Annotated in this window: 18 protein-coding genes, 4 tRNA genes and 2 pseudogenes; 11 read left to right on the top strand and 13 right to left on the bottom strand. The window is 58.1% G+C overall.

Going from position 1 to position 23,472, the window contains the following annotated elements:
- Positions 1–13: 13 nt before the first annotated feature.
- Entirely contained in the window at positions 14–1,888 is a 1,875-nt protein-coding gene (locus CKW32_RS05770; RefSeq protein ID WP_095184283.1) for an MFS transporter, read from the top strand.
- 117 nt (positions 1,889–2,005) lie between these two features.
- Here CKW32_RS05770 and sugE read toward each other — a convergent pair whose 3' ends face one another.
- From sugE to rdgC, 3 genes are all read right to left on the bottom strand, one after another.
- Positions 2,006–2,320 carry a quaternary ammonium compound efflux SMR transporter SugE gene (sugE, locus tag CKW32_RS05775; protein ID WP_095184284.1) on the bottom strand — a complete coding sequence of 105 codons (315 nt, stop codon included), beginning with the start codon at positions 2,318–2,320 and terminating at the stop codon, positions 2,006–2,008.
- 105 nt (positions 2,321–2,425) lie between these two features.
- The gene (locus tag CKW32_RS05780) at positions 2,426–3,391 is read right to left on the bottom strand and encodes a bile acid:sodium symporter family protein (RefSeq protein WP_032885981.1); all 966 of its coding nucleotides are present in this window, start codon (positions 3,389–3,391) and stop codon (positions 2,426–2,428) included.
- 153 nt (positions 3,392–3,544) lie between these two features.
- Positions 3,545–4,465, bottom strand: coding sequence for a recombination-associated protein RdgC (gene rdgC, locus CKW32_RS05785; protein WP_095184285.1), 921 nt, complete (start codon positions 4,463–4,465; stop codon positions 3,545–3,547).
- Positions 4,466–4,624: 159 nt separating this feature from the next.
- On the opposite strand from rdgC, the gene CKW32_RS05790 reads away from it, so the two are divergent.
- The 4 genes from CKW32_RS05790 to CKW32_RS05805 all read left to right on the top strand — a co-directional run bounded on the left by CKW32_RS05790 (position 4,625) and on the right by CKW32_RS05805 (position 5,144).
- Positions 4,625–4,700 (top strand) — tRNA-Val (locus CKW32_RS05790).
- A 19-nt stretch (positions 4,701–4,719) separates the two neighbouring features.
- A tRNA-Asp gene (locus tag CKW32_RS05795) sits at positions 4,720–4,796 on the top strand.
- Between the two features lie 176 nt (positions 4,797–4,972).
- Positions 4,973–5,048, top strand: a tRNA-Val gene (locus tag CKW32_RS05800).
- Between the two features lie 19 nt (positions 5,049–5,067).
- Positions 5,068–5,144 (top strand) — tRNA-Asp (locus tag CKW32_RS05805).
- Between the two features lie 240 nt (positions 5,145–5,384).
- Here CKW32_RS05805 and CKW32_RS05810 read toward each other — a convergent pair.
- From CKW32_RS05810 to CKW32_RS05835, 7 genes and pseudogenes are all read right to left on the bottom strand, one after another.
- Positions 5,385–5,537, bottom strand: a pseudogene (locus tag CKW32_RS05810) (AAA family ATPase); the annotation flags it as partial.
- A 69-nt stretch (positions 5,538–5,606) separates the two neighbouring features.
- A complete protein-coding gene (locus CKW32_RS28775) occupies positions 5,607–6,428 on the bottom strand; it encodes a methyl-accepting chemotaxis protein (RefSeq protein ID WP_371853982.1) in 822 nt (273 codons plus the stop codon).
- Between the two features lie 36 nt (positions 6,429–6,464).
- Positions 6,465–7,277, bottom strand: a pseudogene (locus tag CKW32_RS28780) (cache domain-containing protein); the annotation flags it as partial.
- A 59-nt stretch (positions 7,278–7,336) separates the two neighbouring features.
- The gene (locus tag CKW32_RS05820; RefSeq protein WP_095184287.1) at positions 7,337–8,590 is read right to left on the bottom strand and encodes an OprD family porin; all 1,254 of its coding nucleotides are present in this window, start codon (positions 8,588–8,590) and stop codon (positions 7,337–7,339) included.
- Between the two features lie 91 nt (positions 8,591–8,681).
- Positions 8,682–9,986 carry a CitMHS family transporter gene (locus CKW32_RS05825; protein WP_032885984.1) on the bottom strand — a complete coding sequence of 435 codons (1,305 nt, stop codon included), beginning with the start codon at positions 9,984–9,986 and terminating at the stop codon, positions 8,682–8,684.
- A 136-nt stretch (positions 9,987–10,122) separates the two neighbouring features.
- The gene (locus CKW32_RS05830) at positions 10,123–11,436 is read right to left on the bottom strand and encodes a dicarboxylate/amino acid:cation symporter (RefSeq protein WP_032885986.1); all 1,314 of its coding nucleotides are present in this window, start codon (positions 11,434–11,436) and stop codon (positions 10,123–10,125) included.
- A gap of 43 nt (positions 11,437–11,479) precedes the next feature.
- The gene (locus CKW32_RS05835) at positions 11,480–12,562 is read right to left on the bottom strand and encodes a 4-oxalomesaconate tautomerase (RefSeq protein WP_095184288.1); all 1,083 of its coding nucleotides are present in this window, start codon (positions 12,560–12,562) and stop codon (positions 11,480–11,482) included.
- 165 nt (positions 12,563–12,727) lie between these two features.
- Between CKW32_RS05835 and CKW32_RS05840 the strand changes: the two genes are divergently transcribed.
- On the top strand, positions 12,728–13,618 hold the full coding sequence (locus CKW32_RS05840; RefSeq protein WP_032885988.1) for a LysR family transcriptional regulator: 891 nt from the start codon (positions 12,728–12,730) through the stop codon (positions 13,616–13,618).
- A 22-nt stretch (positions 13,619–13,640) separates the two neighbouring features.
- Here the strand turns inward: CKW32_RS05840 and CKW32_RS05845 are convergent, their stop codons facing one another.
- The gene (locus CKW32_RS05845; protein WP_032885989.1) at positions 13,641–14,546 is read right to left on the bottom strand and encodes a LysR family transcriptional regulator; all 906 of its coding nucleotides are present in this window, start codon (positions 14,544–14,546) and stop codon (positions 13,641–13,643) included.
- Between the two features lie 97 nt (positions 14,547–14,643).
- Between CKW32_RS05845 and CKW32_RS05850 the strand changes: the two genes are divergently transcribed.
- The 3 genes from CKW32_RS05850 to CKW32_RS05860 all read left to right on the top strand — a co-directional run bounded on the left by CKW32_RS05850 (position 14,644) and on the right by CKW32_RS05860 (position 18,441).
- Positions 14,644–15,435: an SDR family NAD(P)-dependent oxidoreductase gene (locus CKW32_RS05850; RefSeq protein ID WP_095184289.1), complete on the top strand. Its 792-nt coding sequence runs from the start codon at positions 14,644–14,646 to the stop codon at positions 15,433–15,435.
- A 168-nt stretch (positions 15,436–15,603) separates the two neighbouring features.
- The gene (locus CKW32_RS05855) at positions 15,604–17,004 is read left to right on the top strand and encodes an aspartate aminotransferase family protein (protein WP_095184290.1); all 1,401 of its coding nucleotides are present in this window, start codon (positions 15,604–15,606) and stop codon (positions 17,002–17,004) included.
- Between the two features lie 69 nt (positions 17,005–17,073).
- The gene (locus CKW32_RS05860; RefSeq protein ID WP_032885992.1) at positions 17,074–18,441 is read left to right on the top strand and encodes a glutamine synthetase family protein; all 1,368 of its coding nucleotides are present in this window, start codon (positions 17,074–17,076) and stop codon (positions 18,439–18,441) included.
- 266 nt (positions 18,442–18,707) lie between these two features.
- Here the strand turns inward: CKW32_RS05860 and CKW32_RS05865 are convergent, their stop codons facing one another.
- Complete coding sequence (locus tag CKW32_RS05865; RefSeq protein ID WP_095184291.1) at positions 18,708–19,874, bottom strand: catalase family protein; 1,167 nt, start codon at positions 19,872–19,874, stop codon at positions 18,708–18,710.
- A complete protein-coding gene (locus CKW32_RS05870) occupies positions 19,871–21,679 on the bottom strand; it encodes a di-heme-cytochrome C peroxidase (protein ID WP_095184292.1) in 1,809 nt (602 codons plus the stop codon). Before CKW32_RS05870 ends, CKW32_RS05865 begins: the two co-directional genes overlap by 4 nt.
- Before the next feature lie 247 nt (positions 21,680–21,926).
- Here CKW32_RS05870 and CKW32_RS05875 point away from each other — a divergent pair, with 247 nt between their 5' ends.
- Both CKW32_RS05875 and CKW32_RS05880 read left to right on the top strand, forming a co-directional pair.
- Positions 21,927–22,658 carry an FKBP-type peptidyl-prolyl cis-trans isomerase gene (locus tag CKW32_RS05875; protein WP_032885995.1) on the top strand — a complete coding sequence of 244 codons (732 nt, stop codon included), beginning with the start codon at positions 21,927–21,929 and terminating at the stop codon, positions 22,656–22,658.
- 311 nt (positions 22,659–22,969) lie between these two features.
- Positions 22,970–23,428 (top strand): YkvA family protein, encoded by a 459-nt coding sequence (locus CKW32_RS05880; protein ID WP_010211619.1) that lies wholly within the window; start codon positions 22,970–22,972, stop codon positions 23,426–23,428.
- Positions 23,429–23,472: the final 44 nt, after the last annotated feature.

The following is a 23,472-nucleotide window of genomic DNA, read 5'->3' on the forward strand; positions in this document are numbered from 1 at the left end:
AACACGGACGACGATGAGCCATCCTTCGCAATTCACCTTGCTGCGCACACGGCGTTTTCTGCCGTTCTTCATCACCCAGTTGCTGGGCGCTTTCAACGACAACATTTTCAAGCAATCGCTGATCCTGGCGATCCTCTACAAACTCACCATCGACGGTGACCGCTCGATCTGGGTCAACCTGTGCGCCTTGTTGTTTATCCTGCCGTTCTTCCTGTTCTCGGCGCTGGCCGGGCAGTTTGGCGAGAAATTCAACAAGGACGCACTGATCCGCGTGATCAAAATCGGCGAGATCGTGATCATGGCCGTGGGCGCCACGGGTTTCCTGACTAACCACCTGGAATTGATGTTGCTGGCGCTGTTTGCCATGGGCACTCACTCGGCGCTTTTCGGCCCTGTGAAGTACTCGATCATGCCCCAGGCCCTGCACGAAGATGAGCTGGTGGGCGGTAATGGCCTGGTGGAAATGGGCACGTTTTTGGCGATCCTGGCCGGCACCATTGGTGCCGGGATCATGATGTCGTCCACCCATTACGCGCCGATCGTGGCGGTGGCGATTGTCGGCGTGGCGGTGCTGGGTTACCTGGCCAGCCGCAGCATTCCACGAGCAGCGGCGTCTACGCCGCAACTGCGCCTGGACTGGAATATTTTCACCCAGTCCTGGGCCACGCTGCGCATGGGCCTGGGGCAGACGCCGGCGGTGTCACGCTCCATTGTCGGCAACTCCTGGTTCTGGTTTGTCGGCGCGATCTACCTGACCCAGATCCCGGCCTACGCCAAGGAATGGTTGTACGGCGATGAAACCGTGGTGACCCTGATCCTCACGGTGTTCTCGGTGGGCATCGCCCTCGGCTCAATGCTTTGCGAAAAACTCTCCGGGCGTAAGGTCGAAATCGGCCTGGTGCCGTTCGGTTCATTCGGCTTGACGGTGTTCGGCCTGTTGCTGTGGTGGCACTCTGGCGGCTTTCCGCAGAACGTCCAGGCCAATGACTGGCTGGCGGTGCTCAGTTACGGCCAGGCCTGGTGGGTGTTGATCGATATCCTTGGCCTCGGCGTGTTTGGCGGCTTCTATATCGTGCCGCTGTATGCGCTGATCCAGTCACGAACCGCCGAGAACGAGCGCGCGCGGGTGATCGCTGCCAACAACATCCTCAATGCTCTGTTCATGGTGGTGTCGGCGATTGTTTCGATCCTGTTGCTGAGCGTGGTCAAGCTGTCGATCCCTGAGTTGTTCCTGGTGGTGTCGCTGCTCAACATCGCGGTCAACACCTACATCTTCAAGATCGTCCCTGAGTTCACCATGCGCTTCATGATCTGGCTGCTCAGCCATTCCATGTACCGCGTGGAACACCGCAACCTGGAGGCCATTCCTGATGAGGGCGCGGCCTTGCTGGTGTGCAACCACGTGTCCTTTGTCGATGCGCTGTTGATTGCCGGTTCGGTGCGTCGTCCGATCCGTTTTGTCATGTACTACAAGATCTACCGCTTGCCGGTGCTCAACTTCATCTTCCGCACCGCTGGTGCGATTCCGATTGCCGGACGCAATGAAGATATTCAGATCTACGAAAAGGCCTTCACGCGAATTGCCCAGTACCTGAAGGAAGGCGAGTTTGTGTGTATCTTCCCGGAAGGCAAATTGACCGCCGATGGCGAGATGAATGAGTTTCGTGGTGGAGTTACGCGGATTTTGGAGGAGACGCCGGTACCGGTGATTCCGATGGCGTTGCAGGGGTTGTGGGGAAGTTTCTTCAGTCGCGATCCGAACAAGGGGATTTTCCATCGGATCTGGTCGCGTGTAGTGTTGGTAGCTGGCGAGCCTGTCGATGCAGAGGCGGCGACGCCTGAGCAGTTGCAGGCGGTGGTTGGTGTTTTGCGGGGGAGTGTCAGGTAGTTCTGTACTGGATGTATTGGCCTCATCGGGGCCAAGCCCCTTCCTCCATTAGACCGCGCTCGTCACAACAGCTCGGTCAAATGGGGGAGGGGGCTAGCCCTTGATGGCGGTAGCGGCCTAAGTGCTGATCTTGAGGCCAATAAGCCCGCAAATGATCAGCGCCACACTGGCCAACCGAAACAACGCCATGGATTCCCCAAACAGGATAATACCGGCGATCACGGTGCCCACCGCACCCACCCCGGTCCAGATGGCGTAGGCGGTACCCAGTGGCAGTTCCTTCATGGCCAGCCCCAGCAGGCCGAGGCTGATAGCCATGGCGGTTATGGTCAGGGCGGTGGGCAGTGGCTTGCTGAAACCGTCGGTGTACTTCAGGCCGACGGCCCAGCCGACTTCAAACAACCCGGCAAAAAACAGAATGATCCAGGACATGATGACCTCGCTTCTTCAGGCGGGGTCGTCCCCGGATTCAACGCTCGTTGGCGTCGCGAGGTCGTCCCCGCGAAGCCCGTAGAGTGCCGAAAACGGATCGGGCGATCAAGTTTGCGGGGTGTTCTCCAGGATGCGACGGTCTTCCTTCTCGCTCATGCGTCGGAAATATGTCGACAGCAACGCCCCGGAAATATTGTGCCAGACGCTGAACAGTGCACTCGGCACTGCCGCCAGGGGCGAGAAATGCGCACTGGCCAACGCGGCGCCAAGTCCAGAGTTCTGCATGCCGACTTCCAGTGCCAGCGACTTGCGTTGTGCCAACGGCAGCTTGAACAGTCGCCCAGTGAAGTAGCCCAGCAAGTAGCCGAAGCTGTTGTGCAGCATCACCACGGCCATGATCAGCAGGCCAGATTCGGCAATCTTCGCCTGGCTGGCGGCAACCACCGCCGCGACGATGATCACGATGCTCACCACCGACACCAGTGGCAATACGTCCACCGCGTGGCGAACTCGCTCGCCAAGTACGCGCTGCGCGATCACGCCAAGCACGATCGGCAGTAGCACCACTTGCAGGATCGACCAGAACAGCTCCATGAACGATACCGGCAGCCAGGCCGAGGCCAGCAGCCAGATCAAAGCTGGCGTGAGCAGCGGGGCGAGGAGGGTGGTGACAGCAGCGATGGCCACGGACAGCGCCAGGTCGCCCCGGGCCAACCACGTCATCACGTTGGACGATGTGCCGCTTGGGCAGCAACCGACCAGGATCACGCCGACGGCAATTTCCGGCGGCAGGTGGAATGCCTGGCACAGCAGCCAGGCCACACCTGGCATGATCACAAAGTGCGCAACCACGCCGAGTGCCACGCGCCACGGGTGGCGTGCGACTTCGGCGAAGTCTTCGAGTTTTAGGGTCAGCCCCATGCCGAACATCACCAGACCCAGCAGCGGGACGATGGCGCTTTTCAGCCCGATGAACCAGCTCGGTTCGAGGAAGGCGAGCACGGCGAAAATCAGCACCCAGTAGGCGAAGGTATTGCCGACGAAGCGGCTCAAGGCGGCGAGTGCGCGCATGGGGGTGTCCTTGTTGTTAGATTCTTGAAGTGCAAATGCGATCAAATGTGGGAGGGGGCTTGCCCCCGATGGCGGTATGTCAGCCAACATGTGCGTAGCTGACACACCGTAATCGGGGGCAAGCCCCCTCCCACATTTTGATCTTCAAACGGCTTAGATGCCCTGTGGCGTTTCTTCGCCGCCGAGTGCTTCGATCAACGCCGGCAGGAATTCACCGAAGGTCAGCATCATCAGGGTGAAGCTCGCATCCAGCTGACCCAGTGCCTCGTCGCCGCCGTCCTGTTCCGCCTGATCTTGCAGCAGATCTTCGAACTTCAGGCGCTTGACGGTCATCTTGTCGTCGAGCATGAAGGACAGCTTGTCCTGCCAGGCAAGGGACAGTTGGGTCACCACTTTGCCGGTGGTCAGGTGCAACTGGATTTCTTCGCCAGTCAGGTCCTGACGCTTGCAGCGCACGATGCCGCCGTCTTCGTGGGTGTCACGCAGCTCGCATTCGTCCAGGACGAAGAAGTCATCGGCCGGTTTCTGGGTGGTGACCCAGTCGGTCATGATCGCGGTTGGCGCGTTTTTTACGGTGAGTGGGCGTACTGGCAGGGTGCCGATCACTTCACGCAGGGTGGAAAGCAGGTCTTCGGCGCGTTTCGGGCTGGCCGAGTTGACCAGGATCAGGCCTTGTTTCGGCGCGATAGCGGCGAAGGTCGACGAGCGACGGATAAATGCGCGTGGCAGGAAGGCCTGGATGATTTCATCCTTGATCTGATCGCGTTCCTTCTTATAGACCTTGCGCATCTGCTCGGCCTCGATCTCTTCGACTTTCTCTTTAAGTGCGTCACGCACTACGCTGCCCGGCAGGATGCGTTCTTCCTTGCGCGCGGCAATCAGCAGGAAGTCACCGCTGACGTGGACCAGGGGAGCGTCTTCACCTTTACCGAAAGGCGCGACGAAACCGTAAGTGGTCAACTCCTGGCTTGCACAAGGGCGCGCCAGTTTGGTGGCCATGGCCGCTTCCAACGCCTCGGCATCAACAGGCAGATCTTGGGTCAGGCGATAGATAAGCAGGTTCTTGAACCACATGGGGTGAGTCTCTCCTTTATACAAAGGGGGGCATTATTCTCTTGATAGCGCCCCAGGCCAACCCTGCCTAAGCCATTGGAAGGCCTCAAAAAAAAGATTTAAGAAAGTGCTTGCCAGACCTAGGGTCGCTCCGTAGAATGCGCGCCACACCGAGACGAAGGGTGATTAGCTCAGCTGGGAGAGCATCTGCCTTACAAGCAGAGGGTCGGCGGTTCGATCCCGTCATCACCCACCATTCGCTTCATGTGTTACGCGCAGCGGTAGTTCAGTCGGTTAGAATACCGGCCTGTCACGCCGGGGGTCGCGGGTTCGAGTCCCGTCCGCTGCGCCATATTCGGTAACCTGGAATGCTGAACGCCAGGTCACCACAAAAAGCCCGCTCATTGAGCGGGTTTTTTTTGTCCGAAATATGGCGAAAAGTCGTGCTGGAAACTTTTTTTAAATAAATTGCATTTAAATCAAGACATTACGATTTTTTGGTGTATGATGCGCCCACACCGAAACGAAGGGTGATTAGCTCAGCTGGGAGAGCATCTGCCTTACAAGCAGAGGGTCGGCGGTTCGATCCCGTCATCACCCACCATTCGCTTCATGTGTTACGCGCAGCGGTAGTTCAGTCGGTTAGAATACCGGCCTGTCACGCCGGGGGTCGCGGGTTCGAGTCCCGTCCGCTGCGCCATATTTGCTTCCGCCAAGGCCCACTGAGCGCCTGGAAGCCACGGAAATAGCGGCCTTGTGCCGCTTTTTTCGTTTCTGGAATCCACTGGATTCCACCTCCAGCCACTTGAAAATTGATCCACGGCCGATTGCTGATTGTTGTCCCAATAATTGTGGATGACCTTAGCAGCAGTGTCTTCGCTGAAGACTCATCTGGCCCCACCGCATGCAGGCCTGCTGAACGGTGTCTACGGTGCAGTTCAAACGGCTCATCGTCCTCGATACCCTCTTTGTCCTTGCGCTTTCGTTCACACGATTTGATCTTTCTCTGGGCGGCCAAGGTGCTGTGTTGCAGGCGGTAGGACTCGTTGTCCATTTCGACGATAGGACAGCTGTGTGTCAGCCGATCCACTTGGTAAGTGGCGATATCGGGCAATGAGCCCAGCGCTTGCAACGTTGCAACCTGAACAAACCGACGTCCCGGTTAAATCTTGAATTGCCTCAACAGGCCTTCAAGGCGATGACCGATGGCGTACAGTTCATCGACTGTGTGTACGCCGCTTTGCGTCTGGTCTGCGACGTTTTCAATCGCGTGGGCTATCTGATGGACGCTCCGATTGATTTCTTCGGCGACCGATGTCTGCTCTTGCGCGGCGCTGGCGATGTGCGCGTTCATCGTATTGATGGTGACGATCAACTCGACCGCTTTGCCCAGCGACTGCCCGGCTTGTTCCGCGTGCAGGCTGGCACCATGACCTGCTGCGCCTGAATGGCTCATCGCAGTGACGACCTTGGTTGTGGCCAGGTTAAGGCGCTCGATCATCGCTTGAATTTCCTGGGTACTAAGTTGCGTCCGGCTTGCCAGCGCGCGTACTTCATCGGCAACCACTGCAAATCCGCGCCCCGCGTCCCCGGCTCGTGCCGCTTCGATCGCGGCATTAAGTGCCAGAAGGTTGGTTTGTTCGGCGATTGAGCGGATGACATCAAGCACCGTGACAATGCCTTCTACATCGCCTTGCAGGCTTTTCAACGAGACGCCTCCCGCGGACAAGTCCTCGGTCAGGGTGCCCAGTCGGGCGATGCTTTCATTGACGACCTGCCTGGCGTGCTGGGCCTGCAAATCGGTTTCGCCTGCTGCATCTGAAGCGCTCTGGGCACTGATGGCTACCTCTTGCGCCGCGGATGACATTTGATTAATTGCTGCGGCGACCTGATCGGTTTCCTGGCGTTGCTGTTCCATGACCTGATCGATGCATTTGCTCTGTTCGGCCACTTGGGTGACCGATGTATTCAGCTCTCGGGCCATGCCGACGATCTGGCTGACCAGCCCATGAATCTTATCCGCGAAGGCATTGAACGACACGGCCACCTGGCCGAACTCGTCGCGGCTGATGGGTAAGCGCCGCGTCAGATCGCCTTCGCCCGCTGCGATCTCATCAAGGTGCTCACGAATCCGTGACAGGGGGCGCAGGCTGCTTTTAACCAATAACAAGGCGAGCACGCCGGTGATTCCGAGCGCAACCAAGGCGATGACGGTTATCCCATAGACAAGGCTGCGCACGCGCTGATGGATTTCCCCTCGTACTTTGGCAACCTGGCTTTCGATACTGTCCAGGTTAATCGCGGTGACCACGACCATGTCCCAAGCAGGCAGGTAAAAGCTGTAAGCAAGCTTGGGAACGACTTTATCCGTATTGATCAGGGCGCCTGAATAATTGACGAAGTGGGTGTCGTTCTTCGCTGCGGCCACCATTTCCCGGTTCAGGTAAATTCCATTCTTGTCTTTGCGGTCGCTCATGTTAGTGCCGACGCCTTCGCGGCTGTCGCCTCGAAACAGGCGTACGACCTGACTGTCGTAACCGATGAAATAGCCGTCGTCCCCATACTTCATTTGGGACAGTCGCGCGATCGCCAGCGCACGCGTTGCTTTGTCCCCCGTCTCTGCCTGCGCATACAGTTCCGCTACTGAGGTTCGGGCAAGGTTGGCGTAGTCTTTCAAGCGCTCCCGGCTTTCATCAAGCAGGCGTTCCCGAGTCACCGTGACTTCTTGCTCGGCGCTCGACAGCAGAGTGGTGCTTGTTGTCAGCGCCAGCACCGTGGACAACAGCACCACCGGGGCCAGCACCAGCATCAGTACTTTGTTTTTAAACAGCATGCTTGGGGTTCCTCACCTGAATCTGTATGAACGCGGCCGCAAGGGCCGCGATCGTCGACTTACCAAAGGGCGATGTCATAGGTGAGGTAGAGGCGATTGCTGTCGCGGCCGCGGGAGAACTCAGAACGGTAGACATAGTTGCGCATGCGCACGCCCAGCCCCTTGAACGTGCCGGCTTGCACAACGTAAGCCAGCTCGGTATCACGCTCCCATTCCTTGACCGTGGTCGTGGACTTGCCGTCATTGCCGCTCAGGTAGCGCGTTGAAAAGGTCAAGCCGGGCACGCCGACGGCGGCGAAGTTGTAGCCGTAGTTGAGCATCCAGGTCTTCTCATCCTCCTCAATGAATTTGCCGATGCCCGCATTACTGAATGAGTAGACGGTTGCGCCGCTGATGTAGGGTAAACCGGCATCACCGCGAAGGGTTTGGTAGCCGCCTCCGACGGTATGGCCTGCGATCACGTAGGACAACTGGCCGCTGAGCATGTCATTGTCGATTTTGCCTGCGTAGGCAGAGCCGCTATCAACGCTGTTGAAGTAGCGCAGGTCGCTGGTCAGCACGCCACCGGCAAGCGGAAGGTCGTGCTGGATGCCGGCAAAGTTCTGTCGGTAAAAGTTCTCCAGCTCCCCGTAGAAATAGCTCAGGCGAACATTCTTACCCCATTTGTACTCGGCCCCGGCGTAATTGAAATCTCCCGACTTTTCCCCGCTGTAGCCATCAGGCACGATCGGCACGCTGTCGGTGGAGTCCCGTAATTTGAAACGGTCCAGATGCCCTCCGGTGACGGTCAGGTTCTCAATGTCGGTGCTACTGACCTGGGTGCCCTGGTAGGTCTGGGGCAATAAGCGTGCATCGTTGTAAATCAGCACCGGCGTCTTGGGCAGCAAGGTGCCGTACTTGACGGTGGTTTTGGCGAACCTGACTTTTGCGGTAGCGCCGGCGCTGGCAAACTCGTCGGCCGCTCGCCCGTCATCATGCACCGGCATAAGCCCGGTGCCACTGCGACCGCGCCCTGAATCAAGCTTTACGCCATACAGCCCCAGGGCATCCACGCCGAAGCCGAGGGTGCCGGCGGTAAATCCGGACTGATAGTCCAGCAGAAATCCTTGGGCCCACTCGGTGCGTTCGCTTTTTGCGGTGCGCGCAGCCCGTGCGCTCAAGCCGTGCTCGTCGCGAAAGTTCTCGTTGAAATACACGTTACGCAGTTGCAGCTTGAGTTTGCTGTCATCAATAAAACCTTCGGCGTTGGCCCCTGCGACGGGTACCAGGCCTAACGCGCAAAACAAAGCCCGACGGGTATACACATGGTTCATGGCAAATGACTCGTTGTTGTTATTTGGGGTACAGGGCGACACGCGCCTCGTGAGTGAGGCGCGATGGAAGGCAGCAGAGGTTGTGGGTGAATCAGGTGAACAGGCTGATGGCCCCGGTCAACAAGGCCAGCGCGGTGACGACCAGAGAGGTCAGCACTGCCCATTTGACGGTGGCCTTCTGGAAGTCGCCAATATCGCGATCGACCATGCCCACCAGCAACAGGGTCGAGGCCACCAGCGGACTCATGAGGTGAACGGGCTGCCCCAGGATCGAGGCGCGCGCGATTTCCACCGGGTCGATGCCATAAGCGGCGGCGGCATTAGCCAGGATCGGTACCACACCAAAATAGTAAGCGTCATTGGACAGTACAAAGGTCAGCGGCATGCTGGTGATCGCAACCACCAATGGAAACAGGTGACCCCAGGACGGCGGGATCCAGTCGACGAGGGTCTGTGCCAGGGCATCCACCATCTTTGTGCCGGAGAAGATCCCGGCAAAGATCCCGGCGGCAAATACCAGCAACACCACAGTCATGGCATTGCCCGAGTGCGCCAGGATGCGTTCTTTCTGAATGTCCAATTGCGGGTAGTTGATCATCAGCGCGAGCACGAAGCCGATCAGGAACAGGATCGCGGAATGCATCAGCCCCATCACCAGGGCCGCCATCACCGCTATAACCAGCACCAGATTGACATACGCCAGCTTCGGACGTTTGTGGGGCGTGTCCTCAAGAATCGCGTTGATGTAGCAATCGCCGCCGCCGCTTTGCAGTTGCACGTTGCCGATACGCTTGCGCTCTGCGCGACCCAGTATGAAGGCCGTGAAGATCACCCACAGGGCACCGCCGATCATGGTCGGCAGCAACGGCACGAAGTATTCACCGGCATCCAGGCCCAGCGCGGCAATAGCCCGTGTCGCGGGGCCGCCCCAGGGCGTCATGCCACTCATGATGCTCAGCGACAGCATGGAGATGGTCGCGAGGATCATCGGGTTCATGCCGATACGTTTATACAGCGGCAGCATCGCTGCGCAGGTGATCATGTAGGTCGTTGTGCCGTCGCCATCGAGAGCCACCAACAACGACAGTAAGGCAGTGCCTACCGCGATCTTCATCGGGTCGCCATTGACCCGCTTCAGGATTTTGCGGATCAGCGGGTCGAACAAGCCTGCGTCGATCATCAGGCCGAAGAACAGGATTGCAAACAACAGCAGTGCGGCAGACGGTGCGACCATTTTCAGGCCGTCTAGCATCATCTTGCCGGTGGTGCCGCCAAAGCCACCTATGACCGCGAAGACAATAGGCACCACAGTGAGTGCGACGATCGGCGACAAGCGTTTCGTCATGATGAGGAAGGTGAATACGACCACCATGGCCAAGCCAAGGAAAGCGAGCATAGAACGATTCTCTTGTTGTTATCGTAAAAATGGCTGACGCCGAGGCGCACGAGCCCTGACCCGCCGGGCGGCACAACGGCGCCTGGCGGGGAGGGGGGGTCAGTCAAGTCAGGGGGGAGGTGTTATCCGGTTTTCTCTAGGCGCGTTTGGCGACCTTCAAATCTTTCCAGGCGTTTCCTGGTGCCTCGGAAGATTTTGCGTCGAGCATCCGGTTCAGCGTTTCGCGGTGGCAGGCATTTTCAGACATCGAAATCACTACCGTTGCTACAGCGTTACTGGCCAAGCTGGTCAGGGCGCGCGCTTCAGACATGAAGCGGTCAACGCCGATCAGCAATGCCAGGCCGGCCAATGGGATGTCGTGAATGACCGTCAGGGTCGAGGCAAGCGCCACGAACCCGCTGCCAGTAACGCCGGCGGCACCTTTGGAGGACAACAGCATGATCGCCAGCATGGTGATGATTTGCGTCAGGCTCAGGTCGATGTTGCAGGCCTGGGCAATGAAAATCGCCGCCAACGAGAGGTAGATGGCCGTGCCGTCCAGGTTGAACGAGTAGCCGGTGGGCAGTACCAGGCCCACGACGCCTTTTTTGCAACCCAGTGCTTCGAGTTTCTCCAGCATGCGCGGCATCACAGGTTCCGTGGAAGAGGTGCCGAGTACCACCAGGAACTCTTCCCGAAAGTAGCGCAGCAGTTTCCACAGACTGAAGCCGTTGGCGCGGCAAATGCTACCCAGTACCACGAAGACGAAAAAGCCGCAGGCGATGTACAAGGTCATGATCAACTTCGCCAGCGAACCCAGCGAGGTGATGCCGTACTGGCCGACAGTGAACGCCAAGGCCCCAAAAGCGCCGACCGGTGCAAAACGCATCAGGTAAGAAAAGATCTTGAAGACCATTTGCGAGGCGGATTCGAGCACGTCGAGTACCGGTTTGCCACGCTCGCCCAGCGACGACAAGGCAAAGCCGGACAACACCGCAATAAACAGCACCGGCAACACCTCACCTTTACTGAAGGCGCCGATAAAAGTCTCGGGAATGATGTGCATGAAAAACTCCACAACCCCAAGCTTTGCGGCCGACTCCGTGTATTGGGCCAATCCTTTAGTGCTCAACTGGGTGGGATCAATGTTCATGCCGGCGCCCGGCTGGAACACGTACACCGCGACCAGGCCAATCAATAGGCTGATCACCGTCAGGACGAAGAACAGCAGCATGGTTTTGCCGAGCAGGCGTCCGAGCGAGCGTTTGTCGCTCATCCCGGCGATGCCGGTGACGATGGTGCAGAACACCACGGGGGCAATCATCATCTTGATAAGTTTGATGAACGCGTCACCCAGCGGTTTGAGTGCAATGGCCTGCTGGGCCCAGAAATGCCCGACCACGATGCCGAGCACCACGGCGCAGAGAATCTGGAAGTAGAGCGATTTAACAACTTTCATGGCATCACCCATTTTTAGAATTGTGCGGATGCAAAAATGCCAACGACCGCCGGAATTATCCGGCGAGGCGCTGAGAGTCAGTGGCGTAGACGTAACCGGAAAAAAGCCTGCGCGCGGTGCGTACGACGGACGCTTGAATTGTCTCACCGTTGACGCCGGTGTAGGACAATACGACATCAATTCCGCCGCTCGGGTGTTCGATACGCACCGCTTCAAGGCGCGGCGTACTGATCCCGCCGAGCATCTGCGCGACGATGCTGCCCTCTATCACGCACGCGGTAGCTAAACCAATCGAGCCCGTAATGGCCAGCGCGCGGTGGCAGCTGTGTGGCATGAAATAGCGAACCTGAATCGTACCGCCGGCTTTCGCAGGCGACACCAGGACCGGCTTGGGAATTACCTTGTTGCTGACATCGCCTAAGCCCATGGCCAAGCCGGCCTGAAGCCGCAGTGTCTCAAGGCGTCGCAGGAATTCTTTATCAGCGTCCAGTTCCGCTGGGGTCTCATCGCCACGCTTGCCCAGTTGGCTGGCCTCGACGAGCACCATGGGCATCGCCATGTCGATACAGGTCACCGCAATGCCGTCGATGACGTCTTGCGTGTTGCCGGTGGGAAAGAGTTTGCCAGTCTTGCTGCCGGCTGCATCCAGGAAGGTCAATTGCACCGGCGCCGCGGTACCGGGCACGCCATCAATGGCGGTATCACCCTCATAACTGACTTTGCCATTCGGTGTGTACACCTCGGAATGGATGAACGTCCCAGTGTTTACGTTGCGAATACGCACACGAGTGCGTTCTTGGGTAGCTTTGACCAGACCCTGTTCGATGGCGAACGGGCCAACCGCGCACAGCATGTTGCCGCAGTTGGGTGCGCTGTCGACCCGGCGTTGTGAAACCATCACTTGAACGAACAAGTAATCAACGTCCGCATCCGGGTGCAGCGAAGGGCTGACAATCGCAACCTTGCTGGTTTGCGGATTGCCACCGCCAATTCCGTCGATCTCCAGTTCATGGCCGGAGCCCATCAGGTTGAGTAGCAGTTCGTCACGGGCCTCAACGGCTGCGGGCAAGTCCCAGTCGAGAAAAACCGGACCTTTTGAGGTACCACCACGCATCAGCACACAGGGAATTCTTTGCATGACACTGACTCTTGTTGATCAATCGGTGTAATTGATGTTCTTGGAGCAAGAGTCTCAAGCTTTAAAAAATGTTTCAAATGCAAAAATTGAAGCGATTATTGCGTTTTGCGAATGATAAATTTACGCTGAATTTCTTTTTGACGCCTTCTGCTGACGAGATAAGACATGGAATATGAGCTAAACGATATCCGATCATTCGTGAAAATCGCCGAACTTGGGAGCTTTCACGAAGCAGCTGATGCCTTGCATCTGTCTCAACCCGCACTCAGTCGGCGGATAAAAAAGCTGGAAGAGGGGTTGGGCACCGCATTGCTTGATCGCACCACGCGCAAGGTCAGTCTCACGAGCGTCGGCCGTGACTTTCTTCCAAAGGCACGTCGGTTGCTGGACGACTTCGATGAGTCGATTCTCAATATCCGTGAATTGGCCGAACGCCAGATTGGCCGTGTCACCCTGGCGTGCATCCCTACTGCCGCATTCTATTTTTTGCCCTCAGTGATCCGCCTGTATAACGAGCGCTATCCAAAAATACGCATCCGTCTGCTGGATTTGAGTGCCAATGAGGGGCTTGAAGCGGTACTGCGCGGGGAAGCCGACTTCGGTATCAATATGATGAGTGGGCAGCATCCGGACATTGAGTTCGTCCCATTGGTCAGCGAACCTTTTGTATTGGCGTGCCGGCGTGATCATGAATTGGCCGGACGCAGTTCGGTCACCTGGTCTGAATTGAGCGATTACCGTCTTATCGGGGTAGGGCGCCTGAGCGGTAACCGGATGCTGCTCGATCACGCGTTGTCTGGCTTGAGTTGGCGGCCGCAATGGTTCTACGAAGTCCAGCACCTCTCTACTTCGCTGGGGCTGGTGGAGGCTGGGCTGGGGGTTTCGGCGATGCCGAGCCTGGCTATGCCGGCGGAAGATCATCCCACTTTGGTCAGCGTCCCGTTGATCGAGCCAGTGGTAAACCGCTCATTGGGCCTGGTCTACCGCCGCGGGGCATCGCTCTCGCCGGCAGCGGAAAAATTCGTCTCGATACTGCTTGAGCAGTGGCCGCAATGAGCCATACGGCGAGTATTTTTTCTCAAACCCGACGCGGCTCGCCCTCGGCAATCTTGCGCATCAGACTCAGGTAGCGACTCGCTGCCAGCCCCAGGGGGCGGTTCTTTACCCAGATGATATCGACCCATAACCGCATCTGACTTGGCATGTAGTCAAACACCACCTCCGTCAATGCACCCGAAGTGATCAAGGGTTGTACCAGCGGCTGTGGAAGATAAGCCCAGCCCAATCCTTGCTGCACCAGGTCCAGCGTTGCCAGGTAATTGTCGCTGTGCCAAATGCGCCGTGACAGCACAACACGTGGATCAGAGTCGGTAGGTCCTCCAGTGGCCACGATGATCTGCCGAACGTTGACCAGTTGCTCTTCACTTAAGGGGCTTTTCTTGCCGGCGGCGGCAGGATGATCAGGAGAGGCAACGGCCACCAGCAACTGGCTTCCCGCCTCAAGAAACGTCTCCCGCTCGTCGAGCCCTGGTCGTTCAAATCCAAGCGCCAATTGCACACGTCCCTCATGGAGCATGCGCATCGCCTCCGGATGGGACGCGGAGCGAATCTCGATTTCAAGCGTGGGGAACTCGCTGGCGATAATGGACAGCGGACGATTCCATACGCCTGTTTGCAACTCCGGCGCCATCGCAAGGACCAGGCGCTCCTCCAACCCTTGATGAAGCTGGAGAGCATGGGCGTCCAGCAGGTTTAGCTGGCTGGCGACCTGTCGTGCCTGGGGCTCAAGTGCTTTGGCGGCGGCTGTAGGAATGGCTTTGCGGGTTGATCGGTCAAAAAGTAATAAATCCAGCTCTGCTTCAAGCTGCGACACCGCCATGTTGATGGCCGAGGGTACCCGGCCCAATTTGCGTGCGGCGGCAGAAAAGGAGCCGCTGTCGACAACCGCAAGGAAAACTTTCAGTGACTCACTGGTAAACGCCATGGTGGTTGTCAGATTTTCTGATGATGATCGTCTTTATTTATCAGATTTATTAGCCTAATTTCCACTTCTATTACAAGTTAAGTACGTGGGGAACACCATGTTAAATACTGATTTGAGGGGGCAAGTGGCACTTATCAGTGGTGCCGGAAGTGAAGCGGGTATTGGTATGGCGATCGCACGCAGGCTGGGTGCAGCGGGCGCGAGATTGATCATCACCGCTAGCAGCAACCGCATCGAGGATCGAGTTAAAGAGTTACTCGCAGAAGGGTTTGAAGTTGAAGGCCGGGCAACTGACCTAACCGATGAACGTCAGGTGCGTGAATTCGGCCTATGGGCCGCGTCAGTCTGGGGGCGGGTCGATATTCTGGTGAACAATGCCGGTATGGCCATGCAAGGAAGCCCTGAAGTTCTCTCGGAATTGGCAACGATGGAACTGCATGAGTGGAATCTTTCACTGGCCAGAAACGTAACGACCGCTTTTCTTCTGACACGGGCCGTTTTGCCCGGTATGAGGGCGAGAAGTTACGGGCGCATTGTCAATATCAGTTCGACCACGGGCACCCGAGGGAGCAATCCGGGGGAAGCCGCTTATAGCGCCGCCAAGGCAGCGATGGTGGGCATGAACATGGGGCTTGCGCTTGAAGTCGCCAAGCAGGGGATTACCGTCAACAGCGTGGCCCCCGGCTGGATCACCACGGGCTCAACCACGCCCGTTGAAGCCGAGGCGGGGCGCTTCACCCCGATTGGGCGCGCAGGCAGCCCCCGCGAAGTGGCGGCGGCGGTTGCATTTCTGGCATCGCCTGACGCCAGTTACATCACTGGGGAAGTCCTCGTAGTGGATGGCGGTAACTGTCTGGTCGAGAACAAAGCCCCTCACGGCGATTATTAAGTTTGAATACGCTTTAGCGCGCTCAATCCACGATATTGGGCGGGGGCTATAACCGAGATTTATAAAAGCGCGATGTATCAAAGAACCGTTGAGTTCTTTGAGCTGTATCCGGCTGTCATTCAGCAACGGACTTTTAATTAAGTTGATAATTAACATAGGGTATTGATCATGTCGAAAAGTGGAATTAGTGAATCAGCGATTGCTGCTTTTACCGCCTCCGAGCGTGCCCGGTTTATAGAAAACAACCCAACTTCACTGGCGCTGGCCGAGCGCGCCAAGGCGAATCTGTTCAACGGTGTGCCCATGCACTGGATGAGCGACTGGTCGATGCCTTCGCCGCTCTTCGTACAGCGTGCAAAAGGGGCGCGCTTCACCGACGTTGACGGGCATGAATACATAGACTTTTGCCTTGGCGACACCGGCACGATGTTTGGTCATTCACCTGATCCTATTGTCCGCGCCATAACGGAGCAGGCGAATAACGGCTTGACCACGATGCTGCCGGGCGAAGACGCGGTGGTCTGCGGCGAGTTGCTGGCTCGGCGATTCAAGCTGCCTTACTGGCAAGTGACCGCCAATGCGACTGACGCCAACCGGTATGTGCTGCGCTGGGCGCGCGCGATCACCCAGCGCAACGTCTTGCTGGTGTTCGATGGCTGCTACCACGGCACCGTGGATGACGTGATGGTGCGCTACCGCGACGGCAAAACAGTGCACCGTTCAGGTCTTGTCGGCCAAGCCTACGACTTGAGCCAATACAGTCGATCCATCCCCTTCAACGATGTCGCCGCACTGGAGGCTGCGTTAGCCCAGGGCGATGTGTGCGCGCTGATGTGCGAGCCGGCGATGACGAACATTGGCATGGTCCTGCCGGATCCGGAGTTCATGCAAAAGTGCCGAGAGCTGACCCTTAAATATGGCAGCCTGTTGGTCATTGATGAGACCCACACTATTTCCACCGGCCTCGGTGGATGCACTCGCCAGTGGGATTTGAAACCCGACTTTTTCGTGGTGGGTAAACCCATTGCAGGTGGCGTGCCTTGCGCGGTGTTTGGCGTTAGCGAGCCAGTCGCCTCGGCTATGCGCGACGTCCAGAAGACCATCAGCGAGGAGAGCGGCGGGCATGGCCACAGTGGCATGGGAACGACGCTGTCCGCCAATGCCCTGGCGATGCGTTGCATGCGCGTCAGTCTTGAAGAGGTCATGACAGAGTCTGCATACGAGCACATGTTGCCCCTGGCCTCAAGGCTGGCTCAGGGATTCCGACGGTTGTTCAAGCGGCACCAACTGAACTGGTCTGTCACAGAGTTGGGCGCGCGTTGTGAGTTTCAATTCTGTGCTACCTCGCCAAGAACAGGCGCGCAAGCCGAGGCGGCTTTTCATGACAGCCTTCAAATGGCGCTGCATCTTTATCTCATCAACCGCGGAATCCTGATCACGCCTTTTCACAACATGACCCTGTGCTGTCCGCAAACAAGTGATGCGGATATCGACAGGCTGATCGCTGAGTTGGATAACGCGCTGACCACCCTGCTTGCCCTACCTGGCGCGCGGGTTATCGCTTCATAACTGCACGTCTGAAAACGCCATTGTTCTTAAATACTGCCAGTCGCTTGAATAAGCGCTAAGAGGTTTGACATGCAATTCGCGGATAAAAAAGAGGCCGTAGATTATCTGGCCGCCCACCCTGAAGTGCTGAGCATCGAGTTGTTCCTTATCGACGCGAATGGCGTTCCACGGGGCAAATTGTTGCATCGCGACGAACTGCTGGCGATCTACGAAAATGGTCGGCCATTGCCAAGTTCCATTCTCGCCTTGACCGTGCAGGGTGAAGACGTAGAAGACACAGGCTTGGTCTGGGATGTTGCTGACGCCGATTGTTGGACGTACCCCTTGGCGGGAAGCCTGACCTTGCAACCCTGGCGCACCAACCCCACCGGTCAAGTGCAGGTGAGCATGCACCCGACCCAAGGTATTCCCGCCGCACCGGCGGACCCGCGCCACGTGCTGGTGAACACCATTGAGCGGCTGAAAGCCGATGGATTCCATCCGGTCATGGCCGTCGAGTTGGAGTTCTACCTGCTGGACCGACAACGCGACGTCAACGGTCGGCCGCAGCCGGCGTTGCAGACCAATGGCGTACGCCCTGTTGCTCCACAGGTCTATGGCGTGTACGAGCTGGAGCAACTTCAACCGTTTCTTGATGACCTCTACGCGGCGTGCGCGCTGCAGGGGTTGCCGGTACGTACGGCGATATCCGAGTACGCGCCAGGCCAGGTCGAGTTGACGCTGGAGCATCGTTTCGACGCACTCCAGGCCATTGATGAAGGCGTACGTTACAAACGCCTGGTCAAGGGGGTGGCCAACAAACATGGTCTGCAAGCGTGCTTCATGGCCAAGCCATTCAGCGATCAGGCCGGCAGCGGTATGCACCTGCACGTCAGCCTGGCCGACGAGCACGGGAATAACCTGTATGCGAGTGAAGACCCACAGGGTACGCCACTGTTGCGGCACTCCATCGGCGGGATGATGGAGACCTTGTTTGACTCGCTGGCGATATTTTGCCCCCATGCCAATTCCTATCGACGCTTCCAGACCGGTAGTTACGCGCCGCTGGCTAAAAGTTGGGGCGTCAACAACCGTACGGTGTCGTTCCGCGTGCCCGGCGGCCCTGCCATCAGTCGGCACATCGAACACCGCATTTGCGGTGCCGATGCCAACCCCTATCTCGCCGCTGCCGCGTTACTGGCGGGTATTCACCACGGCATCACTCATCAAAGCGATCCCGGCGCGGCGATTGTGGGGAATGGCTATGAACAGGCGACCGATTTTCTACCCACCGACTGGCTGACAGCGTTGCAGGCACTGCAACGCTCAACCTGGGCACGTGAGGCGCTGGGCGCTGAATTCCTGAAGGTGTTCCTGGCGATCAAGTGGCGCGAGTTCCGTCAATTCAATGCTGAAGTCGGAGAGCAGGACTGGCGCTGGTACCTCACTCACGCATGAATATCGACCCGTCGGGACGCCTTGGAACGGACCGCTGAGGCTACCTGACCTTTTTCTTGCGTGGCTGGCGCGTGGCCAAATGCTCGAAGCAAAAAGAGGCCGTGCCGAACACGGCGATTATGGTCAGCACGATCATGCCTAGGGTTGAGTTTTCCACGATGGGCGTCCTACGTGATGGAGTAGGCGTCCACGTTAGAGTTACGGCGAAAGCGCCTCAATAGACCCGACGCAATCCTTACGACGCCGGGCCCATTATTACGCACTCTTTACGGGGCGTTGCGGCTGTGGCGGTAATCGCTGACGGCCTCGTACACCGCCTTGCGCAAGCGGTTGATACCACCGATAGGGCGGTGTTCTTCCACGCCGAACCACGGGTTGAATGACTGGTTGTCACACGCCAGGTTCTGTTCGGGTGTATCGAAGTCCTGAGCCGGGATTCGCACCTTGGCCACGCTCTCGTAGGGCGCATCGCTTTCTTTCCACTCGATGCTGGTGTCTTCGATCGGCATGAATTTCTGCGGGTTCTGCCGCTGGATCTGCAACACGAAACACGCCGGGACGCGGTCCGTGGACAACTGCTGGCTCAGGGCGCTGCGCAGGAAGTTCGGCAGGTCCTGGTTCTGTTTGGGCAGGACGTATTCCGGGCAGCTCTGCGGGTCTGGCGCCACGCGGAACTTGGCATTCGCCGCGCCGAACTTGTAGGGCGATACCGAGAAATACGTAGTTTGCGTCGGGCTTGCCGGGGCCGGTGCCAGGGTTGCCAGGGCGATAAATAGATGACGCACCTGCCAAGTGCGTGGGTCAGCCTTGGGGAAGAACGCCAAGACTTTTTTGCCATCGGCCTGGGCGCCGATGTTCTGCGCGTATTCCGCCACATCGCTGACAAAGAAGTTCGGATGGCTAAACATCACGAAGTCCTGTTCCGTGCGGGTCTGCTGGCCGGCCAGCAGTTGTTTGCCCGGCACGTCCAACAGCTTGAGCGCCATGCCCCGGGCATCGCGAATGCTGTCGAACTGCGGGTAGGCGTTGCCGTTGGACAACCGCATCATGGCCTGCCAGGTCTTGCCCGGTTCGGCGAATACACCCTGGCGTAATGCCGGGTCGAGATCCGCCAGTACGCTGACTTCGGCCTTCACGCAGCCGTGGGCCTTGGCATGGGCATCGCGCAGGTAGCGCGTGCCTTCGCGGTGCTGGTCAACGATGCGCACCGCCGTCTGGATGATGCCCTGAGTCATCGCGGCTTCACCTGCCGGGACGTGTTCATCCGGCGACACCGGCCCGCTGTGCTGCCAGGCATACCAGGCGGTAGCGGCCAGCCAGCCAAGCAAGCCCAGTCCGACCAGCCACAACAGGGTCTTGCCGAGAAACCTACCAATGCGCAGCCACAGGCGGGCGAGCAGGGACGGTTGGTCGTATCGAGATCGAATCATCATGGCAATTGTTGCTCCAGCGGGCCGCCCAGCACTTTGAGGTATTCCAGCAGCGCCCAGCGTTCCTGCGGCTGCAGGCCACGGCCGATGACGCCTTTGCCACGAGCGCCTGCACGGAATTCGTGGCCGCTGTTGTGGTTGCCGGTAATTTTGGTATCGAACAGAAAAGCATTCTTGAACGCCGCAGTCTCGAAGCCGAGATGGCGAGGGTCGTAGTCGAAGGTGCCTTTATAGAACGTGGTGCTGCGCTCGTCCTGGGGCGAGAGCAATTGGTAGATCGTCGGCACCGAACCGTTATGCAGGAATGGCGGGGTGGCCCACACGCCCGCCAGTGGACGGGCCTTGTAGGCACGCAGCTCGCGCACGCCAATCGGAAGGCCAAAACCATCCAGGCGCGGGCGTTCGGCCGGTGTGACACCGGCGGCGCGGTAAGCGTGGTCTTCGACGAAGGCGGTGACATACGCCAGGCCCTTGGCCACGGACATTTTTTTCAGGTCCAGGGGTTCGGTTGGCGTCGGGTGCAGTTGGACATTCAGCTTGGATAGCTCCGCAGGGTCCCATTGCAGGGCGCTTAGGTCATAGCGCTGGTCTGCGATGTTGGTGGCGGTGCCGGGGTCGGTACCGATGTAGTCCACCGGCAGCATTTTCAGTGTCTGCACAGGGCGGCCACCTTCCTGGCTGACGGTGGGCACGTGGCAGCCGGCGCAGTTCTCGGCGAACAGCGCGCGGCCCTGAGCGGCTAGGGGCTTGTCGATAGGCCCGAACAATTCTTCGGGCCAGGTGGGCGGTTTGAGGCGTTGCAGGGTTTCTTCGATCAGGTGGAGGTCGCGCACTCGTACGCTGGACGGGTAACGCGCATCGCCTTGAAGCGGTTGGCCAGCGCCATCGAAAAACGTCAGGGTCGCCCCCACACCGAGCGCTTCGCCGATATTCCGTGCCATCGGTTGCTGGGCCGAGCCGTTCCATTGCACCCAATCGAAGGTCCAGATATCCCACAGCTGTGGGTAGTCCACAGGTGCGTTGGCGACGCGATAATTTTCCGGGGATATGGCATCGCCGAAGCTGGCATTGGCAATGCGGCCAAACGCGTCGGTACGGCCCGGCCCTTCTTCGGTGGGGTAGAGGCCGCGGTGTGTATCGTTCCAGGCGACTTTTAGGAACTTGTTCAGCGACTGCTTGAAGTCCTGGCGCAGTTGGCTGTGTTCGGCGTCGTAACGATCCCCCAGCACCTGACGGGCGAAGCGTTCGAATTTCCATGGGTTGTAATAAGTCGCTGCAAGGCTGGCGACCAAGGCCTGGCCAAAGCTGCCGCCGCGTAGTGTCGGCACGCTGGAGGGCAGCACATGCTGGGCCGAGCCGCCGTCAATCCGCAGGGCCTGACCCTTGAAGTGCAGCTCGCCGGTGTGGCATGCGGCGCAGGTGATGTCCAAGTACTCAACGTTGCTGCCCGCGTTTTTATGTCGGGCAAAACCTACCGGCAGGTTGCCGGGGTTTTGCGCGATGGGCACTTGCTTGGGATCCACAAGGAAACCGAAGCGCGCCAGGTACTCTGGCGTGGCAAAACGTCCCTCGGAGAACGGCAGCTCCAGGGCGGTGAACCAGTCGTAATGCAGGCCTTTTACCTGGGTGCCTTGGGGCGTGAAGTAATAGGTCTGGCGGTCGGCGGCGCTCCATTGATTCTGATAGTGCACCTGCTCCACGGGCACGTAGTTCGGTAGCTTGGGGTTAACGGTGTAATAGAGCACCACGGCCAGTGATAGGACCAGAATGGCGAATATCAGGAGTAAAACACGGGAAAAAATGCGCAAGATAACTATCCTTGTCGAGTTGTAGCGTTGTTATGCCACTACGCCATAAGTGCGGCAAGTGGCCATGAGCCTTATGAGAGGCGGTCCCGCGATCCGTCGCGGACGCCCATCATGAATGAAAATGCTTTTAAACACGTGAACTTATCGGAAGTTTCCTGCTCACATGCCGGTAGCCATTGGTCGTGGCCGCCTGATAAGCTCGCGACTTTATTCGAATGCCCTATTGGCGCATGAACAAGGAAATAGCATGAAACAGCATCGGTTGGCGGCGGCGGTGGCCCTGGTTAGCCTGGTACTTGCGGGTTGTGACTCGCAGACCAGCGTAGAGCTGAAAACCCCGGCGCAAAAAGCTTCCTACGGCATCGGCCTGAACATGGGCAAAAGCCTTGCTCAAGAAGGCATGGATGACCTGGATTCCAAAGCAGTAGCCCAGGGCATCGAAGATGCCGTTGGCAAGAAAGAGCAGAAGCTCAAAGACGACGAACTGGTTGAAGCGTTCGCCGCACTGCAAAAACGTGCTGAAGAACGCATGACCAAAATGAGCGAAGAGTCGGCAACCGCCGGCAAGAAATTCCTCGAAGACAACGCCAAGAAAGACGGCGTCGTCACCACCGCTTCCGGTCTGCAGTACAAGATCATCAAGAAAGCTGACGGCGCACAGCCTAAGCCGACTGACGTGGTGACTGTTCACTACACCGGTAAACTCACCAACGGCACCACCTTTGACAGCTCCGTGGATCGCGGCAGCCCGATTGACCTGCCGGTCAGCGGCGTTATCCCAGGTTGGGTCGAAGGCCTGCAACTGATGCACGTCGGCGAGAAGGTCGAGTTGTACATCCCGTCCGACCTGGCCTACGGCGCCCAGAGCCCAAGCCCGGCGATTCCAGCCAACTCCGTGCTGGTATTCGACCTGGAACTGCTGGCCATCAAGGACCCAGCCAAGGCTGAAGCTCCTGACGCACCAGCCGCCAAGAAGTAATAGGCGCCTGAACACACAACGCCCCGTCTCGACGGGGCGTTGTTGTTTCTGAAGCACTTACATTGCGGTTTGGGCAAATCCAAACGAACATCCCTGGCCAGTGGCAGTCTGATATAAGGCTAAGGCAGCACTAGCCGCACACAACCGCCAAGTCAATGAAATCTTGGGTTTTTTTGATGTGCGCAAAAAACGCCCGATCTGACTGAAAGCCTTTTAAACCGTGGCTTTCAGCCAGTAAAACAGGCTCTGTTCACAAGGTTATCCACAATTTGTGTGGATAACCTTTCTGTTTGATGGAACTGGAGTGACAGATGAAACCGCCCTTCAATTTCACCCGTTTCCTACCCATGGCTGCACGCTTGCTGGGCCGCGGGCGCCTGCCGACCCTGCTGTTCGCGGTGGCCGCCAAGGGGTCAAGCCAGGGCAATCGCCTGGGCAAGCTCAAGGATGATTTCAAACTGCTCCAGGCCCTGTGCCTCGCGTACTGGCGGGGAGAGTATCGGGCGATCAGCCCCAAGGCGCTTATCTCGGTGGTAGCGGGGCTGATGTACTTCCTCAGCCCGATTGATGCGATTCCGGACTTTATCCCGATGTTCGGCATGCTCGATGACATCGCCGTACTTGCGTGGGTCATGAAGACCCTAGAGGGCGAACTGAGCGCTTTTCGCGCCTGGCGTGATGCGCAGCGCCCGGAAAAGCTCGCGGTGGTTGAGCGTTTGCCTGCGACACCGGCCTTGCTGGCTAAGGAAAACCCGCAAAAAAACGGATGAGGCAGCTATCCCCTGCGACCTTTGTGGCTGTTAGGATTACACTC

The sequence above is a fragment of the Pseudomonas sp. Irchel 3H9 genome (assembly GCF_900187495.1).
Classification (GTDB): Bacteria; Pseudomonadota; Gammaproteobacteria; order Pseudomonadales; family Pseudomonadaceae; genus Aquipseudomonas; species Aquipseudomonas sivasensis.

Excerpts from the sequence above, each read along its gene's own strand:
- CKW32_RS05770 (WP_095184283.1), top strand. The coding sequence starts at position 14 with ATGAGCCATCCTTCGCAATTCACCTTGCTGCGCACACGGCGTTTTCTG.
- sugE (WP_095184284.1), bottom strand. The coding sequence starts at position 2,320 with ATGTCCTGGATCATTCTGTTTTTTGCCGGGTTGTTTGAAGTCGGCTGG.
- CKW32_RS05780 (WP_032885981.1), bottom strand. The coding sequence starts at position 3,391 with ATGCGCGCACTCGCCGCCTTGAGCCGCTTCGTCGGCAATACCTTCGCC.
- rdgC (WP_095184285.1), bottom strand. The coding sequence starts at position 4,465 with ATGTGGTTCAAGAACCTGCTTATCTATCGCCTGACCCAAGATCTGCCT.
- CKW32_RS28775 (WP_371853982.1), bottom strand. The coding sequence starts at position 6,428 with ATGGCCCGAGAGCTGAATACATCGGTCACCCAAGTGGCCGAACAGAGC.
- CKW32_RS05820 (WP_095184287.1), bottom strand. The coding sequence starts at position 8,590 with ATGAACCATGTGTATACCCGTCGGGCTTTGTTTTGCGCGTTAGGCCTG.
- CKW32_RS05825 (WP_032885984.1), bottom strand. The coding sequence starts at position 9,986 with ATGCTCGCTTTCCTTGGCTTGGCCATGGTGGTCGTATTCACCTTCCTC.
- CKW32_RS05830 (WP_032885986.1), bottom strand. The coding sequence starts at position 11,436 with ATGGGTGATGCCATGAAAGTTGTTAAATCGCTCTACTTCCAGATTCTC.
- CKW32_RS05835 (WP_095184288.1), bottom strand. The coding sequence starts at position 12,562 with ATGCAAAGAATTCCCTGTGTGCTGATGCGTGGTGGTACCTCAAAAGGT.
- CKW32_RS05840 (WP_032885988.1), top strand. The coding sequence starts at position 12,728 with ATGGAATATGAGCTAAACGATATCCGATCATTCGTGAAAATCGCCGAA.
- CKW32_RS05845 (WP_032885989.1), bottom strand. The coding sequence starts at position 14,546 with ATGGCGTTTACCAGTGAGTCACTGAAAGTTTTCCTTGCGGTTGTCGAC.
- CKW32_RS05850 (WP_095184289.1), top strand. The coding sequence starts at position 14,644 with ATGTTAAATACTGATTTGAGGGGGCAAGTGGCACTTATCAGTGGTGCC.
- CKW32_RS05855 (WP_095184290.1), top strand. The coding sequence starts at position 15,604 with ATGTCGAAAAGTGGAATTAGTGAATCAGCGATTGCTGCTTTTACCGCC.
- CKW32_RS05860 (WP_032885992.1), top strand. The coding sequence starts at position 17,074 with ATGCAATTCGCGGATAAAAAAGAGGCCGTAGATTATCTGGCCGCCCAC.
- CKW32_RS05865 (WP_095184291.1), bottom strand. The coding sequence starts at position 19,874 with ATGATGATTCGATCTCGATACGACCAACCGTCCCTGCTCGCCCGCCTG.
- CKW32_RS05875 (WP_032885995.1), top strand. The coding sequence starts at position 21,927 with ATGAAACAGCATCGGTTGGCGGCGGCGGTGGCCCTGGTTAGCCTGGTA.
- CKW32_RS05880 (WP_010211619.1), top strand. The coding sequence starts at position 22,970 with ATGAAACCGCCCTTCAATTTCACCCGTTTCCTACCCATGGCTGCACGC.